An 18,944-nucleotide genomic window follows, 5' to 3' on the forward strand; every position below is an offset into this window, starting at 1 on the left:
GGAGGAAAAATATCTCGAAAGTACTTCGCATTCATCCGGAAGGATAAACGCTCAAATTCATACCGCACAAAGTACGGCGACTGCACTCATTCCTGGATCAATTGGATCAGCCGTGAAAGATTCAATCGATCCAACCGATCCACGACGCAATCGGCCTCCTTCAGTTCTTCCGCGGGAAAGGAATTGGTGACTGCAATGACGTACAACCCCGCCGCCCTGGCCGACTGAATTCCCGCCGGAGTGTCTTCTATGGCAATGCAGGCCCGGGGATCGAGGGAATCGTCGCCGAGCTTCGCCTTCACGCGCTCCAAGGCCGCGCGGTAGGTCTCGGGGTCCGGCTTGCTCCGCTGCACATCATCGGCTGCAACAATCAACGGGAAAGCATCCTTGAGGCCCAGCGCTTCCATAAAAATTTCGATCTCATGGCGAAGAGCTCCCGAAGCCACGGCCAGGGGAACCCCATGCTCCACCAGTTCCCGCACGAGGGAGACGACCCCGGGGAAGCTCCGCACCCCTCGGGCAGCGATCTGAAGCAGCGCGCCGGCCTTGGCCCTCATGAGCTCCACCAGGGCCGCATCGTCCAGGGACCGCCCCGCCTCCCGGAAAGCCTCCCGTATCGCATCGCGATCGTCAAAACCGATGTAAACTTCCATGTAGTGCGCGTAGTCGTGTCCCAGTCCGAGGGGGCGCAGAACGGCCTGGAAGGCTTCATAATGCAGGGGCTCCGTATCCACCAGGATCCCATCGCAATCGAATATCACCGCTTTCAAGGGATGATGTGAATCCAAAGTTCCTCTTCCAATCGTTGATTGTATCCTTGGCGACAGTTAACATGACAACTGAATTGTTATTCATCACATTGTGTTTTGTTTAGCACTTTTCAGAATGGTAGAAAACGTTTTTATTGACAATCTCTATCGTGCCGAGGATTTTGGACGGGTTCCATCGACGGGAGGATCCTGTCTCCCAAAAACCTGACATTGGCGGGCGTGGAAGCCCCGTCGGTATTCATGAGTGAAGGAGATTCGTTTTAGTGCTCACCGTTCAGGGAATCAGCAAGTTTCTGGGAAAGAAGGAGCTCTTCGAAGGCGTATCCTTCCATATCCATGCGGGAGAAAAAATCGGCCTCATCGGCCACAATGGAGCGGGCAAGTCCACGCTTTTCCAGGTCCTCCTGGGGGAAACGGAGCCGGACAGCGGGATGGTCACCAAGTCCAAGAACCTGCGCATGGGATATCTGCCCCAGCAGTGGACTCCACTCGAAGGCAAAACCGTCCTGGCCCATGCCGTGGACATTCATGCGGAACTGGAGGCCCTGCGCGAAGAGCTCCACGCCGTCCAGGAAGCGCTCGAAAGAGAGAAGGACCCCGACGCGGCCAAATCCCTGGCGCTGCGCCAGGGGCAGCTCCTGGAGCAAATGGAGCACCTGGGCGGGTACGACCTGGAGTCGCGCGCTCAAAAGATCCTGGCCGGCCTCGGCTTCAGGGACGAGCAGCTTCACATGCCGGTGTCCACCCTCAGCGGCGGGTGGGTCATGCGCCTGGAGCTCGCCCGCCTCCTGCTGGCGGAGCCCGATCTCCTTCTCCTCGATGAGCCCACCAACCACCTGGACCTGCACTCCCTTCTCTGGCTGGAGCAGTACCTTCAGAGCACCTCGTCGGCCATCATCCTGATTTCACACGACCGCACGTTCCTCAATGCCATCGTGAGAAGAGTTCTGGAGCTGGAGGGAGGACAGCTCCATCAATATGCGGGCAATTACGACGACTATTTGAATGAAAAGGCCCAGCGACGGGAAATTCAGCTGGCCTCCTACAAGAACCAGCAGGACCGCATCCGCCAGATGGAACGTTTTGTCGAGCGCAACCGGGTCCGGACCTCGGGGGCACGGCAGGCCCAGAGCCGCCTGAAAATGCTTGAAAAAATGGAGCGCATCGAGCTTCCTCCTGACCAGCAGGCCGCCATCCACTTTACCTTCCCGCCTCCTCCCCGCTCGGGCAAGCGCGTGTTGGAGCTCTCGGCCGTTCACAAGGCTTACGGCAGCCATATTGTCTACGAAGGCATCGATCTCGTCGTCGAGCGCGGGGACCGCATCGCTTTCATCGGAGAAAACGGTGCGGGGAAAAGCACGCTCCTCAAGATACTGGCCGGAGTGGAGAAGCCCACGGGGGGGCAGTGTGTCGTCGGCCACCAGACGTTCATCGGTTACTATGCCCAGTACCAATGGGAACAGCTGCATCGGGAATGGACGGTCCTGGAGGAGGCTTCATCCATCTCCGGCGATATGCCCCAGTCTCAGCTGCGCAGCCTCCTGGGGGCCTTTCTCTTTCGGGGAGACGATGTTCTGAAGAAGGTTGCCGTCTTGAGCGGAGGGGAAAAGGCACGACTCATCCTTTGCAAGCTCCTCCTGCAGCGCCCCAACGTGCTTCTGCTGGATGAGCCCACCAACCACCTGGACATCCCCTCCCGGGACGTTCTGGAAAAAGCCCTGGCAGAATTCTCCGGCACTCTGTGCTTCATCAGCCACGACCGGCACTTTATCAACAAGATCACCAACAAGGTCCTGGAGGTCGATAGCGGTAAAATCAATCTCTTTCCCGGAAATTACAATGACTACCAGAACATCTGGAAAAAGCGGGTGCAGGAGACGGAACGCGACCCATCCGCCCCGTCGGGGCCTCACCCTGATTCCGCCAGAGATTCCTCTCCCTGCGACATCCCTGTCAAAAAGGATCAAGACCGGAAGAGACAGGAAGCTCAGTGGCGAAATGAGCTCTACCGCCTCAAGAAGCCCCTTCAGGAGCGACTGGAAGAGGTGGAAGGGCGCCTGGAAAAAATGCAGGAGGAGCTGGACCGTCTCAACGACCTCCTCGCTCAGCCAACCACCTATCAGGATGGGAGCCGCGTGCAGGATTTGCAGAAGGAATACCAGGAATGTCGGCAGCAGCTTCAGCAGCTCACGGAACAATGGGAGCAGGAGGCTCTCGCTCTGGAAGAACTTGAAGCAAACTTTCAACAAGAGAAGTCTCTCTAGGAGGGAGAAGCTCATTCCATGGACATTCACCGGCTGGAAGTGTTTTGCAAGGTTTTGGAGCTGCAAAGCTTCACCAAGGCGGCCGACGCTGTTTGCCTGACACAGCCCACCGTCAGTGAGCACATCCGCGCCCTGGAAGAAACCGTGGGAGAAAAGCTGGTGGACCGGCTGGGAAGAGAGGTGCTGCCGACTCCGGCGGGCAAGATCCTGTACCGGTACGCACGCGATATGATCCTGCTGCGGGACGAAGCCATCCAGGCTCTGGAAAAATTCAAGGGGAAGCTCTCCGGGCACCTGCTCATGGGAGCCAGCACGATTCCCGGAACGTACATCCTGCCCCAGCTGATCGGGTCTTTCAAAGCGAGCCATCCCAGTATTCAGATCACTCTGAAGATAGGAAGCAGCGGAGAAATCGTGCAGGGCCTCCTGGACGGGAAGCTGGAGCTGGGGCTCATCGGCGCCAGGTGGGACGACCGGAAGATCGTCCTGGAGGAGATCTTTTCCGATGAACTGGTGCTGGCCGTCTATCCCGAGCATCCCCTGGCGCGGAAAAACGAGGTGAACCTGGAAGAGATTGCCGGTGAGCCTTTCATCCTGAGGGAACGAGGGTCCGGAACGCGCCTCGTGATGAAGCACGCCCTGGAAGAGCATGGTTTTGCCGTCTCGAGGCTGTCCGTCGTCGCCGAAATGGGCAGCACCGAAGCCGTGCGCCAGGGCATCAAGGCGCGTATCGGCATTTCCATTCTCTCATCCAGGGCCCTGGCCGAGGACATCAAGCATAAGTGCCTCGTGGCGGTGCCCATCAAAGGCTTCCGCTTCCTGCGTTCCTTCTACCTGGCCCAGAGAAGGAACCGGCAGGCTTCCCCCTTATGCACGGCCTTTCTCAATCATATTCGAGCCCATGGATAGGCGCACGGTGGCTTCGATTCAAAAGAAGGGACGCTGAGGACGCTGACAGAGCGCTGATGCACGCTGATAAGAAGCTCTGTCGAGGGAGCGGCGCAAGTAAGCTCAATCCGCGCGGCTCAGCCCATCTGAAGGATTTTTCCCAACTGAAGGAATTCCTGGGGGCTGAGGGTTTCGGGACGCCGTTTGGGGTCGATGCCCGTTTCGCCGAGGGCCCGATCGAGGAGCGCCATGTTTCCTCCAAAAAGGCTCTTGAGGCTGTTGTGAAGGGTCTTCCGCCTCTGCTGAAAAGCCGCGTTGACAAGGGTCCTCAAGAACTTGAAGGAGGGCGGCTGATCGAACGCATCGTGGAAAAAATCCATGCGCAAAACGAGGGAATCCACCTGGGGCGGCGGATAGAACTGCCCCGGCCCCACAGTCAACAGGGGCGTCACCCGGGCGCAGACTCCCAACAGAACGGAAAGCACGCCGTACTCCTTCGTTCCCGGACCGGCTGACAGGCGGTCTCCCACCTCTTTTTGGACCATGAACACCGCACGTTTTATGACCGACAAGGATTCGAGGAGACGGAAAACCAGCGGCGAGCTGATGTTGTAAGGCAGATTTCCCAGAATCACGAGGGGCTGCCCTTCGCTGCGGCTCACCTCCTGAAAATCGAAGGTCAGAACATCCTGCTGATGCACATGAAAAGCGTCGCCCGATGCCTGCGTCGCCGTCGCCAGGTATTCCGCCAGGTCGCGGTCCAGTTCCACGACATGGAGGCAGCGCACACGGGGCAGGATGTGCTGCGTGAGGGCTCCGAGCCCAGGCCCCACCTCCACCACCACATCGGAGGGATCCAGCTCGGCCCCCTCCACAATGAGCTCCGCCGTCCTGGACTGAGCCAGGAAATGCTGCCCGAACCTTTTGCGGGGTCTTGTGCCCTGCAGTCGAAAATATTGCTGAGGAGTGAGATAAGTCATGCCCGTCCATTTCTGGTTTTCTCACGCCGGCTCATGAGCTCTTTCATTCTTATCTGTGTTTTTCAGCGCCCCATCAGCGTCTTCAGCGTCCAACCCTTCTCATGGGCTACGAGTACGCCTTGGCGATCCACCTGGACCGAGCGTCCAGGTCGAGGGGGTTGGGACAAAACCCGGAGCGCTTCCAGGACGTGAAACCGGCAGCGGCAATCATGACGGCATTGTCGGTGCAAAAGCGCAGCGGCGGCAGGTGAAGCGTCAATCCCTCCCGGGCGGTCGCTTCCATCAGGCGGTGCCTGAGGCGACTGTTGGCCGCCACCCCTCCCACCACGGCCACATCCGTGGCTCCAGACATCTGGGCGGCTTTCACGGTTTTGGTCACCAGGACATCCACCACGGCCTCCTGGAAGCTGGCCACCAAATCCTCCAGGCGATAAGCACCCGAAACTCCCTGGGCATCTCCAGGAAGTCCGTGAGCACGAACATAATTGGCAACAGATGTCTTCAAGCCACTGAAGCTGAACTCCAGGGAATCCCTTTCCTTGAAGGCTCTTGGGAAGAGAATGGCGGTGGGGTCCCCTTTCACCGCAAGGCGGTCGATCTCTACTCCGCCCGGATACCCCAGCCCGAGGAGCTTGGCCACCTTGTCGAAGGCTTCCCCGGCGGCATCATCCCGCGTGGATCCCATGAAGTGGCTCTCCCCGTCGGGGTCCACCCGGTAGAGGGCCGTGTGGCCTCCCGAAACCACCAGGCAGATGAAGGGCTCGGCCGGAGGGTCCTGTCCCAGAAAGGCGGCATGCATGTGCCCTTCCAGGTGACTGACGGCAATGAGGGGCTTGCCCAGTGCATAAGCCATGGCCTTGGCGGCGCCGATCCCCACGAGCAGAGCACCCACCAGCCCGGGCCCCTGGGTCACGGCAATGGCGTCGAGCTGCTCCGCAGATACCCCGGCTTCCGTCAGGGCCCGGTCCATGACGGGAAGAACGGCTTCCACGTGCTTCCTGGAGGCAAGCTCGGGAACCACACCGCCGTAGGGGCTGTGTATGGCAATCTGGCTGGCAATGACATCGGAGAGAATCCGCTTCCCATCCTCCACAACAGCGGCAGCCGTTTCGTCACAAGATGTTTCCACCCCCAAGATCAACATATTGAATCAGGCATCCTCCCAAGCTGTCACGGTGTCCAGGGCTTTCATTCTGCACTCGATTTCGATTTTTTGGCCATCCTATCATTCCGTGATCCCGAAGGGCAAGGGCTCAGGGGCCTTTTGGAGGGAGGGGCCGCGTAAGGCGTTGATCCCGACGTGGGGTTGTGCTAGAAAACTTCCAACGCAGCCTCCCCGCTGTCTTCCTTCCGGCGGTGGAGAGCGACGGGGAACAGGACTGCCTGGCGAGGCTTTCCATCAAACATTGGGATACTGTCGAGAGGAAGACATATGAATTGGCCGTGGCAAGTGGGTATGCTTATTCTGACAGGCGTGCCGGGGATCGTGGGCGGAGGCCTGGTTTGGTCCATTGCAGGTAACTGGACTGCGGTGCTGGTCTATGAAATTCTGCTGCTGTGCGCCATGGGTGTGGTGATTTTTAAAGGCGGAAAGCATTCAGGGGACGCTCATTAGGCAGGCTGCGAAGGAGAGGTTTTCATGGAGTGCAAGAAAGAACAGAACTTGGAACATTGCAGCTGCAGCTATGCATCGTGCTCCCGGAAGGGCCTGTGCTGCGAGTGCATTCAGTATCACCTGAAAAGCCGGCAGCTTCCGGGATGCTGTTTTCCCAAAGACGCCGAAGCGACTTATGACCGTTCCTTCGAGCACTTTGCCAGGCTTGTGGCGGAAAAGAAGGTCTGATCCCCGGCTCCATCCGGGCCGGCAGATCCTTCCGACGCTCTTTGATCCCCGTCACTCCCCGTGGAGGGCCTTGAGCCGCTCGGGAATCCCCCACCGCAGCATGAGAGCTGCCGCGGCCGGCGGCACAAGATGCTCCCAGGGCTCTCCCCGGACCATGCTCCTGCGAATATCGGTGGCGCTCAGCCCCTTCTGCTGCAGGGGCCTTTCCCAAAGGATCTCCGTCTTCAATCCAAGACTTTGGAAGCGCTCGAGTTTTCTCCGCCCCCAGGAATCGTAAATGGTGAGATAGAAAACGGCATCCATGGGCAAGTAATAGCGGTAGAGCTCCGGGAGGTTGATGGGAAAGGGGACAATGGAAAAATCCTCAGGAGGAATTCCCGCCTCGAGTAAGACATGTCGCGCCATCGTATAACGTTCGAAATAAGTGAGGGGATTCGCCCCCGGGCTGCTCCGATGGGGGTCCGCCGGATCATCCCTTGTCAGCAGCGGATCGGGATTGGTGATCCCCACCACCAGATGGCGACACCGGGATTTGCCTGCCAGCAGGTAGTGCAGATGATCGTTGTGCAGTACATGAAATCGGCCGTGAATCACTCCGCATTCAACCATGTCCAATCCTCATCTCGCGGGAGCGCCGTGGAGCACCCAAATGTCAAAGGGGCCGCCCGTCGCGCAGGGTCCGCAGGAGGCGCCCCAGGACCGCCAGGTTGGGATGCACCGCAAGGTAGACGAGCGCCGCCATGGGCAGTCCCGCCCAGAAGAGGCTCCCCCAGGCGCAAAGGATCATGACGCTGGTACGCGTCCCTTTGCTGGCAAGGGTCGGGGGTCTCAGGTCCAATCCCAGGCTTTCGCCGCGGGCGCTGGAATAACTGACGAGGTTACTCCCCACGAGGGCCAGAGCCGCCAGCACCCCCAGCATCCAGGCAGGGCAGGCAAAAGGCAATCGGTAAAGGTAAATCCCCAGCCCCATCACCATGGCTCCATCGGCATAGCGGTCCAGGACGGAATCCCAAAAGGCCCCTGCTTTGCTCTGGCGCCCTGTCAGCCGAGCAAATTGCCCATCGACTCCGTCCAGCACCTGAGCACACGCAGCCAAACTCCCGGCGAGCCATCCCCATCCCGCTGCAAAGACGATCCCGGCGAGGACCGCCGTTGCTGAACCCGCAAGGGTGATCATCCACGGCTGGAGCCCTTTCACCTGCACCAGCCCGGGAGTGATGCGGGCGGACAGGTTGCATTTGATCCACTTGAGTACAAAACGATCCGTGGGCTTGGTCTGCCAGTCAGTGGCCCCTGCATCGAGTTTCATGGCATTTCCCCTCTTCCCGGCCGGATCTCGACCTCGGCCAGGTCTTTCCACCCATCAGTACAAATTTCTTTCACGCGTCACCGCCGCCTTCAAGGTTTTCTTGAAACGCCTTTTGAGCCGCAACCGATTCCAGTAGGTGAAGGGTGCTTTGGACGCCCGGATTTTGCCGGCCAGCGTGGCGCGCGGCTCAAAAATCAGGTCCAGGACATGACTGGTGGGCGTAACAGCTCCCAGAAGATTCACGCAGCCTGAGCAATAGGTGATGATCCTGCGGTCGGCGGCTTCCATCTTTCTGCGGTCACGCCAATTTCGAGAAAACTTCGGGGAAAAGAAACCCACCGCTCCTCCTTCACCGCAGCAAAGAGTCGTCCTTCCATGGTGCTCCATTTCCTGGATAGGAAGGCCCTGGGCGCGTATCAGCGCCCTCACCGCCTCGTGGATGGCCTGCTCATCCCTGACGGCGCAGGGATCGTGCACGGTCACGGTTCCCGAAGCAGTCCCACCCCGGGGCAGCCCCGCCTCGAGCAGGAGCTCATAAACCGTTCGCACGGCCAGATCCCCTCCATATTCCTTGAAAACGCTGTAGCAGCTCGGGCATGCCACCAGCACCGTCCGCACTCCATGCTCCAGAAGATAGGCTTTCATTTCGCCGAAGACGGCTTCGAAGTACTCCTGGCGCCCCAAATCATGAGACGGCTTGGTGCAGCAGTCGAGCACGATCCCCAGCGATGGACTGTGGCCGCGCAGGCATTGAAAGACTTGAAGCACCGTCTCCGGACGGGCACCCGAAAGGGTACATCCCGGAAAGAAGACCGTGTCACAGCCCCGGGGAAGGGCATAATGAGTGTAGCGCCTCGAGATTCCGCGGGCTTCGTACTGGAAAATCCTCCCATGCTGGGAGTATGCGGCGCAAGTGTGCCTCACGCTCCGCCGACGCATTTCCAGGAGCATCCTTGCCGGGCTCAGCCCCACCGGGCAGACGGATTCACAAAGTCCACAGAGGCTGCATGCAAAAGGCGCATCCCGGAGCGCCTGGATGCCGGGGTCAAAGGTCCGGGCCAGCTGCTTCGGCGTGCCGTAGTGACTCAGGAACTCGCATTCCTGCTGGCACATCCAGCATTCCACACAGCTTGCGACCATACCGCTCAGCCGATCCACCGGCTTATCCTCAGCCATCCCCCGCTCTCTTCCCGACTCCTTCGAGCCCTTGCCGGCAGCCTGCCCGCCCTCAACGCCTTCAAAGATTACAGGGAGGCGGCAGAAAGTGTGCGACGGCTGCTCTTCAAGAACCCTTGGTCTATCCTCCATCAATGCGCGCCGCTCATTCGCCGTTGAATGGAAATCGATTTTCCCGTATGAGTATTTCTGTCCCTTCAGCGTGCAGGATTCAAATAGATTATTTCCATTAAATATTCTATTGAAATCGGAAAATCCGATTTTACTAATGCTCTGACAGTGTATATAGGCATTGCAGATACTTTGAGACCCTCCCGGCATAGCGCCGCAGCGTCATTTGCGTCGTTGAGGGGTAGGGCATGGGGGGCTGGAGTTGAATGCCAGAGTCCATCCGTCGCGGAAAGCCGGCGGATCAAGAGAGGAAAATGAACTTTTTCAGCAAGAAGAAAACACTGACTGGTCTGGCCCGCACCTGCGGCTGAGCGGCTAAAATCGGTCCGACGGCTCTGTCGGATGCGCTGCGGGGATTTCCCGCACCGAAGGATGCCAACCTCCTGGTCGGCTTCGAATCGAGCGATGACGCGGCGGTCTATCGCCTGACAGGGGAGCTCGCCGTCATATCCACGGTGGATTTCATCACTCCCCCGGTGGATGATCCCGTATGGTTCGGTCGCATTGGAGCGGCCAATTCCCTGTCGGATATTTACGCCATGGGCGGACGCCCCATCATGGCCCTGAACCTGGTCATGTATCCCTCCAAGAAGCTCGGAATGGACATTTTGAAAGAGATGCTGCGAGGAGGCCATGAAAAAGTGGAAGAGGCCGGCGCGTCCCTGGCGGGAGGGCATTCCGTGGACGATGAGGAGCCCAAATACGGTCTGGCCGTCACGGGGGTTGTTCCCCCGGACCGCGTTTTGACCAACAAGGGAGTCCAGCCCGGAGACGTCCTCATCCTGACCAAGCCTCTGGGAACAGGGGTGCTCTTCAATGCATGCAGGGCCCGCAAGCTGCCCTGGCCTGAACTGGAAGCCATTCTCCCCGAAGTGGCGGGCCTCAACCGGCAGGCCCTCGAAACAGCCCTCCAGTTCCAGATCCATGCATGCACCGACATCACCGGTTTTGGAATCCTCGGGCACACCCTGGAAATGGCCGGGGGAAGCGGTGTAGCCATCGATCTTTTCTACGATCGTCTACCCTATTATCCCCATGCGCTGGAAATGTACGGGAAGAAGCAGACGACGGGAAGCAACGCCGCCAACCGCAAGCTCGTTCAAGAGCGCCTGGACATCAGGGTGAAGCTCTCTTCCGCGCAGCATGAACTGCTGTTTGACCCTCAGACATCGGGAGGACTCTTGTTCGCTGTGGAGGGCGACCAGGCGGATTCGCTGCTGAAAGCGCTTCATGCCGCGGGAGTCACCTCCGCCCGGCAGGTGGGGCAGGCGACACAGCACGGTGAGCCCGCAATACGCCTCGTCTGAGGAGGGATTCAGAAGTCATCTTCCGGAAAGAAGCGGGTCCGTCACCATATGGCATAGGTGCAGCGGTTTACGGCCTTGATGAGCTGCCTGGCGGATTCTATTCCCTGTTGCTCCAGTCTCATCATCTGCATTTGAAAGATCTGGGCGGCAAAAAAAGCGTCGGCAAGAGCGTTATGCCTGTAATCCGCCTCGAGGCCGTAGCGCTTCATGATGGCGTCGAAGGGCATGGCCTGGCCCAGCTTTCCGCAGCATTGATCCAGCCATTTTTCAACCAGGTTGATATCGATGAAATCCTTCTTGAATTTTACGCCGATTTTTTTGAAATAGCGTTTCAGAAACCTGTAGTCGTATTCCACCGAATGCCCCACCAGAATGCCGTCGAGGGAGCGGAGTATCGTATCGGCCAGCGCACTGAAGGGCAGAGCACCTTCCAGATCTGTTTTACTGATCCCGTGATACTTCATGGCCTCCAGTTTGTAGTTCTCCGGTCGGATCAACGTGCAATAGGAGTCACCCACGACAATTCTGGAGGACCGGATGGGAACACTCGCAAAGGAGAGTATCTCATCCTTTTTCACATTGAGTCCGGTCGTCTCCAGATCGACCGAACAGTACCTCTCATCGGCAAGCGCCATGGGTGGCCTCCAGGTCCGGTCAAGAGCTCTGGTCCGCTGCAGAGGGTGGACCGACAAGAACCGAAGTGATATATGAATCGGCCCGTTTCACATCGTATTTCTTCATGAGGAACTTCTGAAAAGAGGCGATGATCTTCAGGGATTCTTTCAAAATCAGGAGATCCACCTTGTCCAGCTCCTTCACTCTGATGCGATTGTCCACCGCGTTCCGATCCAGCACGGACCGGGAATGGTGCTTCAGTCTCAAGTCCTGCATGAAAGCGTAAGCTTCCAGCAGATCATGGCACATATCCTCTCCGATCACATTTCTCGCCTTCAGTCCTTCCAACCGCTCCATGGTGTTGGTCACCTGGACCATGTCATTGTCTATGGCCAGCACCCTCACCCCGTTCACCAAAGGATAGATCCCGAAGGTCTTCAGGTCCACCCCTGTAATGAGGCCCACAATCCCGGAGATCCCCAGGGGAGGCTCTATCATGATGGCATCGTATGCCAGGCGCCGGATGGCTTTGGCGGTGATGTGCCATCGTATCCAATCGGTGAGCTCCCGATACAGATCCGGGTCCCCGTACCCGGGTCTGATGTCGAGAAAAATGGAGAGGTAGCGCACATGATCCTGAACGGGGTCATAAAACCAGGTGTTGAAGTAATCCTTCCAGGTGGACAGGCTCTGGTTCCATTGGGCCGTGGAGGCCATGAAGCCGGAACGGCATTTTGCGATGCCGATTTTGGCCAGCACCTCGACGACCTCCTGAGCGGCGCCCTTCCAGTCCTCTCCCTCCCCCCTGTAGACAAGAGCGCTGTCCTGGTCCGTAGCGATGACCTGTTCCTTTCTACCGGAGCTCCCCATGTTCAGCCACAGGAAACGATCGGCTGCAGCTTCCCCCAGTTGGGCTTCTATCACCTTGCTGAGGAGCGTGTCATGCACCGACGTGATCATCCTGGTCAGCCTGTAAAAGCTGAATCCCACAGACGCGAGCTTTGCCACGGATTTGTTGATATTGCTGTAAATATGCTTCAGCTCGTCGACGGAGACGGCCTTGCCGATTTTGCTGAAAAATGCCGTGATGGAAGAGGATGGCCCCAGGTGGACCTGGATGTCGTCTCGGGTGACAACGCCGGATACCTTGCCGTCCCTGGTCACGACCATATGGTTGATTCCGGCCTTCACCATGGCGGCGAGAGCGTCGAACACCGTCTCCGTCGGCTCCATGGTCTTGACGGGGGAGGACATATGCGAGGACACCGCATCCCTTACATCACCCGAAACAACGGTTCTCCGCAGATCCTTCTGGGTGAAGATGCCCTCGGGCTGACCTTCGGCGTCAACGATGACTATGGCGCTGACCCCGTGCTGGTCCATCCGGGCAACGGCATCTCTGACTGTAGCCCCGGGTCCGCAAATCACCGGATCCTTGTAGACGATCTTGTCGATCTCCTGGACGAGGACCGCCTCCTCGGGAACCTGCTGGTCTAGAGCTATGCTCTTAAAGGATTTAAAACTTCTACCGACAAACGATGCAAAGAAGGACGAAAAGCGGGTGTTGCTTTCGAGGACATCGTGGAACTTATCCGCGGGGATCAGGTAGCATATGGTGTCTTCCAGGGCCTTGGCGGTCGTGGCATAGGGCTTTCCCCTGATGGAGACGATTCCGAAGACTTCGCCCTTCGAGAAATGGTCGAGGGGCAGATCATTTTCAAAGAGTCCCACCAGCCCCGAGAAGATCATGTAGACATAAGATCGCGCCTGACCTTTTGTGTAGATGGTCCTGCCCTTGTGGATCAGCTCAACCTCGAGACCGGACATCAGTATTTCCAGCTCCTTGCTGGAAAGAAAAGAAAACGGCCTGATTTTTTTGATGAATTCCCTGGGCGGCAGCATAATTTCGAATTCCCTCTTTCAACGCACCCCGGGGGAGGTCAATGCTGTTGACTCAACGTCACCCCGGTGAAAACCGGGGTCCAGAAAGTCTTTAGTTCCTGGATTCCGGCTTTCGCCGGAATGACGAAAGTTGGTTAAGTCAACACCACTGCTTCACCCTCTCCGCCCCTCAGGTGGAGAAAGACTCCTCAATGGTTAACGCACATAGGTTTTCCGCAGCTCGCGGTGCAGGATTTTTCCCGTCGCGGTGCGCGGCATCGCTTCCGGCGTGATGAAAACCACCTCCTTGGGACATTTGTAAGCAGCCAGGTGGCTTTTGCAATAGTCCTTGACGATCTGTTCGTTGAACAAATCCTCGGATACTCCCTGCTTGGGGACGACAATGATCGCCACCTTTTCCCCCCACTTTTCGTCGGGCATCCCGATGCAGGCACAGTCATACACGTACTGATGGCTTCCCACCAGTTCTTCCACCTCACTGGGATAGACGTGCTCTCCACCCGTGATGATCATGTTGTCCTTCCGATCCACGATGCTGTAGAAGCCGTCCGCATCCTTTCTACCCATGTCACCGGCCGAAAAGTACTTTCCTTGGAAAGCCTGAGCCGTCTTCTCGGGAAGCTTGTAGTATCCGGTGAACAGCATGGGCCCGGAGGAATAAATCTCACCGACTTCTCCGACGGGAACTTCCTCACCATTGGCGCCCAGAAGCTTGATAAAATCCGTTCCCACACATTCGCGACCGATGGATCCGAGCTTCCTCAACTGGTCTTCGGGCTTGAGCACCGTGACGACCCCGCCTTCCGTCGATCCGTATGCTTCGTAGAGCTGCACGCCCGGGAAGAATTCCATGATCTCCATTTTCATCTTCTGCCGCACGGGAGCCGAAGAACAGAGCAGTTTGCGGATGGAGCTCACGTCCCGCTTGCGTGCCTCTTCCGTCGTGTTGAGAATGAGGCTGTAATGGGTGGGAATCAGGGAGATGAAAGTGATCTTTTCCCTTTCGATGATCTCGATCACCTCATCGGCCCTGAAAGACATGGCCGGGTGAATGTACGCCGTTCCGCCCAGATAGAGGAAGGTGAAGGTGTAGTACACGGAGTTGATGTGGCAGAGGGGCATCACATTCATGCAGATGTCGTCCTGGGTGAAGCCGAATTCCAGGGCATTGATGAGATAGTACGCCGAGTGGGACTCATGCGAGCGAAGCACTCCCTTCGGCTTTCCGGTCGTTCCCGACGTATAGATGAGAATCCAGATATCTTCCGGCAGTACTTCACAATCCGGTTCTTCGGGACTCCCTCCGCTGAGGAATGATTCATACCCTTTGTAGCCGGGACTCTCTTTTCCCACCACAAAAAAGTTTTCCGCCGGAAGGTTGACCAGATCCTCCCTGATCCCATCCACAGTAGCTGCAAACTGATCGTGTACAAACAACGCCTTTGTGTCCGAGTTGTTGAGGATGTATTCGACTTCCCGGCCTACCAGCCGGAAGTTGATGGGGACGAAAACGAGGCCGGTCTTCGCCGTTGCCAGGTACAGTTCCACGATTTCCGTGCTGTTTTCCATCAATACGGCAACCTTGTCCCCTTTCTTCAGCCCCAGGGACAGGAGGCTGTGGGACAGTCGATTCACCCGTTCGTTGGTCTCGGCATAGGTGTAGCTTCGATTCCTCTCCTTCAGCGCCACCTTGTTGGCAAATTTTTTCGCATTGACCTTAAAATTCTGCCCTAAATTCAACCAGTGAGCCATTTCAATCCTCCGATATCGGAAACAAAATTGTGTGCCGGTCTTTGAGTGTCAAGTCTCAATTTTCTGGATAAAGAAAACCGTTCCCCTTGGCCCCCGAACAGGGACTCGGGAGCCAGAAATGTTCCATAAGAAATCTTCAGCAATTGACTCAGAACAATATCAGTGAGGCGATTTCACGCCTTCGACTCTTCCAGTTGTTCGATGAACGCTTCGATATTCGTCTTGGTCTGTTCATCGGAAAGGAGTCTCAGGTCATTGAGATCCCCGTTGATCATCAATGCGGGAATATTGGTCTGCGCCTGAAGGCGTTGCGGCAAGCCATATCGACAATTCGAATTGTTGGGACAGGTTTTTGCATCATGATAAATGATGCCGTCGCAATGGAAGAGCTCGAGCTTTCCCTTGATGTAATTCTCTTTGTATTCGTCCGAACGGACAATGAAAAGCTCCGTGTAGGCCCTGGCCATGCTCTCCATCGGTTTCTCGGGATCCAGCGCACTGAAGATCCAGCTGCTGCAATAGGTGGATGCAATCACATTGGCCTTCAACCCCGCAAACAACTTGGAGTGTGGGCCCAGACGCCCCCAAACCGGCATCCCGTCCCAATAGATGCGATACTTCTCCTCACCGATGGCGCCGACGCCCTGGGCGATGCGCTCATTGAGCTCTTCCAGGAGCAGCTTGTATACATCGATGGCCTTTTGTGTCCCTCGGCCGACAACGGCAGGCCCCATGAGGGTCGTCCCGTCAAAAAATGTGAGAGGGGAAGGAACCGCCGCCGCCGTAGCCAGGACTTCCTCCCAGAGATCGGAGCACTGACGCGATAGAGCCACTGCATGCTTCAACTCATCCATGTCGAGCCTCCTGCCGGCTATCTTCTCGAGGGGTTCGACAAGGCTTTCCATCTGCCCGACAATGGACGAGACGTGTGTATCGGTAACCGTGCCAACATTTCGATGAGTCTCTATCCCCACAGAAGGGACCCCAAACTTTCTCGAATACCATGCAAACCAATCCTGCACATCACGGCATTGATTGGTGTTGTAGACCAGCACATCACAGCCGGGAATGCTCTCGATGCCCGGAAAAGCCTTGGATAAAGGCGTAACCCCCTGAAGAAACGCTCCGATGTCGGCGGTCAGGTAGGAGCAAATCTCGGGCGAATACCCGATGGCATTGGCCTTGGGGATCAGCTCGGTGGCCATCCTGGTGCTTCCCAGCATGGCCGAATGCGTTTCCGGAAAATAGATGAGGAATCCCATGCCCCTGAGAATTTCTGCAGGGCCGACGCTGGTGCACCATGCAATCTTTTGCTTACCCGATTTGGAGGCGGCATCCAGCTCGTGGTAGTAATCCGACATGAATTTTCCAATATCTTTCGAAGTCTTGAGACGCCTGAGGACAACCTCTTCTGCAGCCATTTTGTGCCCTTTCTAAAGCTCTCTCGATGGGGCAGGAAACAAATCCATCGCATAAAGCGCCGCCCCGATTGCACCAGCCAGTTGAGGGTGTTCGGAGACCAGGATTTTTCGTCCGATCAGTTCCTCGGCCATGCTGACCATGTAAGGGTTGTTTTCCACCACTCCCCCGGTCATGACGACATTTTCCGTGAGAGAATCCATTTCCAGGACTCTCTGGATCATGGAAAAGAAAACACCCTTGACAATATCCTCCACTTTTTTCCCATTGCGAATATTCTCCAGGACCTCCGTGGCGGAAAAGACGGTACAAAAACTCCCGAGTTTCACCATGTTCGTCGACCGGGATGCCAGCACGCTCATCTCATCCAGTGGAATGTCCAGGCGGAAGGCCATTTCTTCCAGAAATGCACCCGTCCCTGCAGCACACTTGCGATTCATTTTGAATCCCGTGCGTCGTCCATTCTCATCCAGCTTGATGACCTTGTTGTCCTGCCCCCCGATGTCGATGATGGTGATGGCCATGGGGAAATAGAGATAGGAGCCCTTGGCATGGCAGCCTATCTCACTTTTCGTCTCCCGGGCGAACAGCACATTCATCCTGCCATAGCCGGTGGACACGGTGCCCACCATGTCCGCCTCGGTGCACCCCGCCATTTCCAGGGAGGTCTTGAGGCATTCCGCCGCTGTTTTGGAGAAGTCGGTACCGGATTTCTTGATGCTGTATCCGATGAGGCGCTTCGACAGGTCAAGAACGGCAACCTTCGTTCTGGACGCACCGACATCGACTCCGACATAGATGGGATTCATGCCTTACATGCCCCTGGTTCGCATTCCTGCTGCTTTTCCAAAAAGTCCCTTCTCCGTCACCCCCGCTTGTCTTCTGCGGGGGTCCAGCCTTTGGAAAGACCTGAGCTCCCGGCCAAAGGGTGCGGGAATGACCCCGGGAGACCTTCAGTGTATTGTCAGGTCTCTCCCGGGCCACAATGTCGTTGGCTTAACGTCACCCCGGTGAAAACCGGGGTCCAGAAAGTAGTTATTTTGTTGGATTCCGGCTTTCGCCGGAATGACGAAAGTTGGTTAAGTCAACATCATTTTCCCGGGCCATGGCAGTGATCATTTGCTGGGACGCAGGGTGGATTCCAATCCCTTCACCAGCGATTGCAGTGTGCTGTTGTAAGGAGTGGGAATGCCCGCCTGGATTCCGTACTCGATGAACTTGCCGTTCATGTAATCGATCTCGGTGCGGCGCTTGTTTTCGATGTCCATCAGCATGGACGGCTTGTGATTCCCCGCCGATTTCATATACTTGACAGCCTTCGGGTAATAGTCCCACCCGAGAAAGATGTCATTGGCCCGTGCCACCTGGATGCATTCCTTCATGAGGGCGTCCACCAGTCCGAAAACAATGGGGTCCGTCGTAGCCTGTGCCATGGTGAGGCCCGTGACGGCGCAGACGGGATTCATGCACGAATTCATGATGGATTTCTGCCATACCATCGGTACGATCTTGTCCGTGTGCTCGGTGGGGAGCCCGCATTCGGTCAATACCCTGGCCACGGCCTTGGCTGCGTGAGCGGATTCCGGTGCAAGCTCCTGTAAATAGTGCGGCGGATGATGGAACGGCATGACGACATGGCAGGGCCCCTTGAGGCCGCATCCCCAGTTGACGACCCCCCGCATGACCGGTTTATCGCCGAGCACCTTGGAAACCTCGAGCTCCGTATCGATTCCGTTTTGCCAGCTGATGACATACATGCCCTCTTTGTAGAATTCCTCGATGGCCGACATGATCAAGGGCAGGGCGTTGGCTTTTACGGTAATGAAAATCACATCGGGATTGTATTTTGGCAGCTCGTCGACCGAGTGGCAGGTACGGGTGACCTTTTGATGAATCTGTTCCGCACCCTCGATGGTGATCCCCGTCGTTGCGGCAGGATCCACCAGTTCGTGGATGACGTCACACAGGGTAACGTCATAGCCGCCCTTGGAGAGAAACGCACCCACGATACATCCCACCGGGCCGGCACCGATGATGGCAAACCTTTTTGGACTAAAGCCAGGATTTTCACTTGTCATCGCACTCTTCCTTCTCTATCTATTTGCCGCTTTCCAGAATTCCAAAAGCTTTAGCATCCAGGAGTGTTACACCCTTTTCCTTGAAAATCTCGATCGCCCTGTCGTTGTCGCTGAACCGGAAGATCATGACGGCTTTGCCGTGGGAAGAGCCATGGAACGCGTACATGCTCGTGGGATAAACCCCCGCATCCTTCAGGGGCTTCAGGATGTTGGCAAGGCTCTTGGGAACATCCGGGATCTCCGCCGCGATCACCTCGGTGATGAAGGCAGGCATCTGCATCTCCATGAGAATCCGCCGCGCGGTGGCCACATCGGAGACCAGAAGTCGGAGCTGCCCGAACTCGCCGGTGTCTACCAGGTTGAGCGCTCTCAGGTTGATCCCTGCCTCTCCCAGAGCGTTGGTGACTTCGTAGAGTCTCTCCGGGGCATTCTCTATGGACAACACGATTTGTTTGAGCTTCATGAAAATC

The 18,944-nt window shown here is 57.0% G+C and carries 18 protein-coding genes; 5 read left to right on the forward strand and 13 right to left on the reverse strand.

The features are described 5' to 3' along the window. Positions 1 to 86: 86 nt before the first annotated feature. Positions 87 to 788, reverse strand: a complete 702-nt coding sequence (locus tag MWC30_RS11035; protein WP_244084233.1) for an HAD family phosphatase — start codon at positions 786 to 788, stop codon at positions 87 to 89. 245 nt (positions 789 to 1,033) lie between these two features. Between MWC30_RS11035 and MWC30_RS11040 the strand changes: the two genes are divergently transcribed. Next, the gene (locus tag MWC30_RS11040; RefSeq protein WP_244084234.1) at positions 1,034 to 3,034 is read left to right on the forward strand and encodes an ABC-F family ATP-binding cassette domain-containing protein; all 2,001 of its coding nucleotides are present in this window, start codon (positions 1,034 to 1,036) and stop codon (positions 3,032 to 3,034) included. 18 nt (positions 3,035 to 3,052) lie between these two features. Beyond that, on the forward strand, positions 3,053 to 3,943 hold the full coding sequence (locus MWC30_RS11045; RefSeq protein ID WP_244084235.1) for a selenium metabolism-associated LysR family transcriptional regulator: 891 nt from the start codon (positions 3,053 to 3,055) through the stop codon (positions 3,941 to 3,943). 116 nt (positions 3,944 to 4,059) lie between these two features. Here the strand turns inward: MWC30_RS11045 and rsmA are convergent, their stop codons facing one another. Together rsmA and tsaD are read right to left on the reverse strand one after the other, a co-directional pair. Then, positions 4,060 to 4,902 carry a 16S rRNA (adenine(1518)-N(6)/adenine(1519)-N(6))-dimethyltransferase RsmA gene (gene rsmA / locus MWC30_RS11050; RefSeq protein WP_244084236.1) on the reverse strand — a complete coding sequence of 281 codons (843 nt, stop codon included), beginning with the start codon at positions 4,900 to 4,902 and terminating at the stop codon, positions 4,060 to 4,062. Between the two features lie 106 nt (positions 4,903 to 5,008). Beyond that, positions 5,009 to 6,046, reverse strand: coding sequence for a tRNA (adenosine(37)-N6)-threonylcarbamoyltransferase complex transferase subunit TsaD (gene tsaD, locus MWC30_RS11055; protein WP_244084237.1), 1,038 nt, complete (start codon positions 6,044 to 6,046; stop codon positions 5,009 to 5,011). 288 nt (positions 6,047 to 6,334) lie between these two features. Here tsaD and MWC30_RS11060 point away from each other — a divergent pair, with 288 nt between their 5' ends. Next, on the forward strand, positions 6,335 to 6,517 hold the full coding sequence (locus MWC30_RS11060) for a hypothetical protein (protein ID WP_244084238.1): 183 nt from the start codon (positions 6,335 to 6,337) through the stop codon (positions 6,515 to 6,517). Positions 6,518 to 6,541: 24 nt separating this feature from the next. Next, the gene (locus MWC30_RS11065; RefSeq protein WP_244084239.1) at positions 6,542 to 6,745 is read left to right on the forward strand and encodes a DUF6485 family protein; all 204 of its coding nucleotides are present in this window, start codon (positions 6,542 to 6,544) and stop codon (positions 6,743 to 6,745) included. Positions 6,746 to 6,796: 51 nt separating this feature from the next. Here MWC30_RS11065 and MWC30_RS11070 read toward each other — a convergent pair whose 3' ends face one another. From MWC30_RS11070 to MWC30_RS11080, 3 genes are read right to left on the reverse strand one after another with little or no spacing between them, the layout of a single operon-like run. Then, positions 6,797 to 7,354 (reverse strand): nicotinate-nucleotide adenylyltransferase, encoded by a 558-nt coding sequence (locus MWC30_RS11070; RefSeq protein ID WP_244084240.1) that lies wholly within the window; start codon positions 7,352 to 7,354, stop codon positions 6,797 to 6,799. 43 nt (positions 7,355 to 7,397) lie between these two features. Beyond that, complete coding sequence (locus MWC30_RS11075) at positions 7,398 to 8,054, reverse strand: CDP-alcohol phosphatidyltransferase family protein (protein WP_244084241.1); 657 nt, start codon at positions 8,052 to 8,054, stop codon at positions 7,398 to 7,400. 54 nt (positions 8,055 to 8,108) lie between these two features. Then, complete coding sequence (locus MWC30_RS11080) at positions 8,109 to 9,362, reverse strand: (Fe-S)-binding protein (protein ID WP_244084242.1); 1,254 nt, start codon at positions 9,360 to 9,362, stop codon at positions 8,109 to 8,111. A 293-nt stretch (positions 9,363 to 9,655) separates the two neighbouring features. Between MWC30_RS11080 and selD the strand changes: the two genes are divergently transcribed. Beyond that, positions 9,656 to 10,708 carry a selenide, water dikinase SelD gene (gene selD / locus MWC30_RS11085; RefSeq protein WP_254006166.1) on the forward strand — a complete coding sequence of 351 codons (1,053 nt, stop codon included), beginning with the start codon at positions 9,656 to 9,658 and terminating at the stop codon, positions 10,706 to 10,708. A 41-nt stretch (positions 10,709 to 10,749) separates the two neighbouring features. Here the strand turns inward: selD and MWC30_RS11090 are convergent, their stop codons facing one another. The 7 genes from MWC30_RS11090 to MWC30_RS11120 all read right to left on the reverse strand — a co-directional run bounded on the left by MWC30_RS11090 (position 10,750) and on the right by MWC30_RS11120 (position 18,937). Next, positions 10,750 to 11,343, reverse strand: a complete 594-nt coding sequence (locus tag MWC30_RS11090; RefSeq protein ID WP_244084243.1) for a PolC-type DNA polymerase III — start codon at positions 11,341 to 11,343, stop codon at positions 10,750 to 10,752. 19 nt (positions 11,344 to 11,362) lie between these two features. Further along, complete coding sequence (locus tag MWC30_RS11095) at positions 11,363 to 13,225, reverse strand: DUF294 nucleotidyltransferase-like domain-containing protein (protein WP_244084244.1); 1,863 nt, start codon at positions 13,223 to 13,225, stop codon at positions 11,363 to 11,365. Positions 13,226 to 13,420: 195 nt separating this feature from the next. After that, entirely contained in the window at positions 13,421 to 14,977 is a 1,557-nt protein-coding gene (locus MWC30_RS11100; protein WP_244084245.1) for a class I adenylate-forming enzyme family protein, read from the reverse strand. A gap of 173 nt (positions 14,978 to 15,150) precedes the next feature. After that, positions 15,151 to 16,398 carry a 2-hydroxyacyl-CoA dehydratase subunit D gene (locus MWC30_RS11105; protein ID WP_244084246.1) on the reverse strand — a complete coding sequence of 416 codons (1,248 nt, stop codon included), beginning with the start codon at positions 16,396 to 16,398 and terminating at the stop codon, positions 15,151 to 15,153. Between the two features lie 12 nt (positions 16,399 to 16,410). Continuing rightward, entirely contained in the window at positions 16,411 to 17,205 is a 795-nt protein-coding gene (locus MWC30_RS11110; protein ID WP_244084247.1) for an acyl-CoA dehydratase activase, read from the reverse strand. Between the two features lie 306 nt (positions 17,206 to 17,511). After that, positions 17,512 to 18,474, reverse strand: a complete 963-nt coding sequence (locus MWC30_RS11115) for a ketopantoate reductase family protein (protein WP_244084248.1) — start codon at positions 18,472 to 18,474, stop codon at positions 17,512 to 17,514. Positions 18,475 to 18,493: 19 nt separating this feature from the next. Beyond that, positions 18,494 to 18,937: an amino acid-binding protein gene (locus tag MWC30_RS11120; protein ID WP_244084249.1), complete on the reverse strand. Its 444-nt coding sequence runs from the start codon at positions 18,935 to 18,937 to the stop codon at positions 18,494 to 18,496. Positions 18,938 to 18,944 lie beyond the last annotated feature (7 nt).

The organism is Desulforhabdus sp. TSK, assembly GCF_022836495.1.
Classification (GTDB): domain Bacteria; phylum Desulfobacterota; class Syntrophobacteria; order Syntrophobacterales; family Syntrophobacteraceae; genus Desulforhabdus.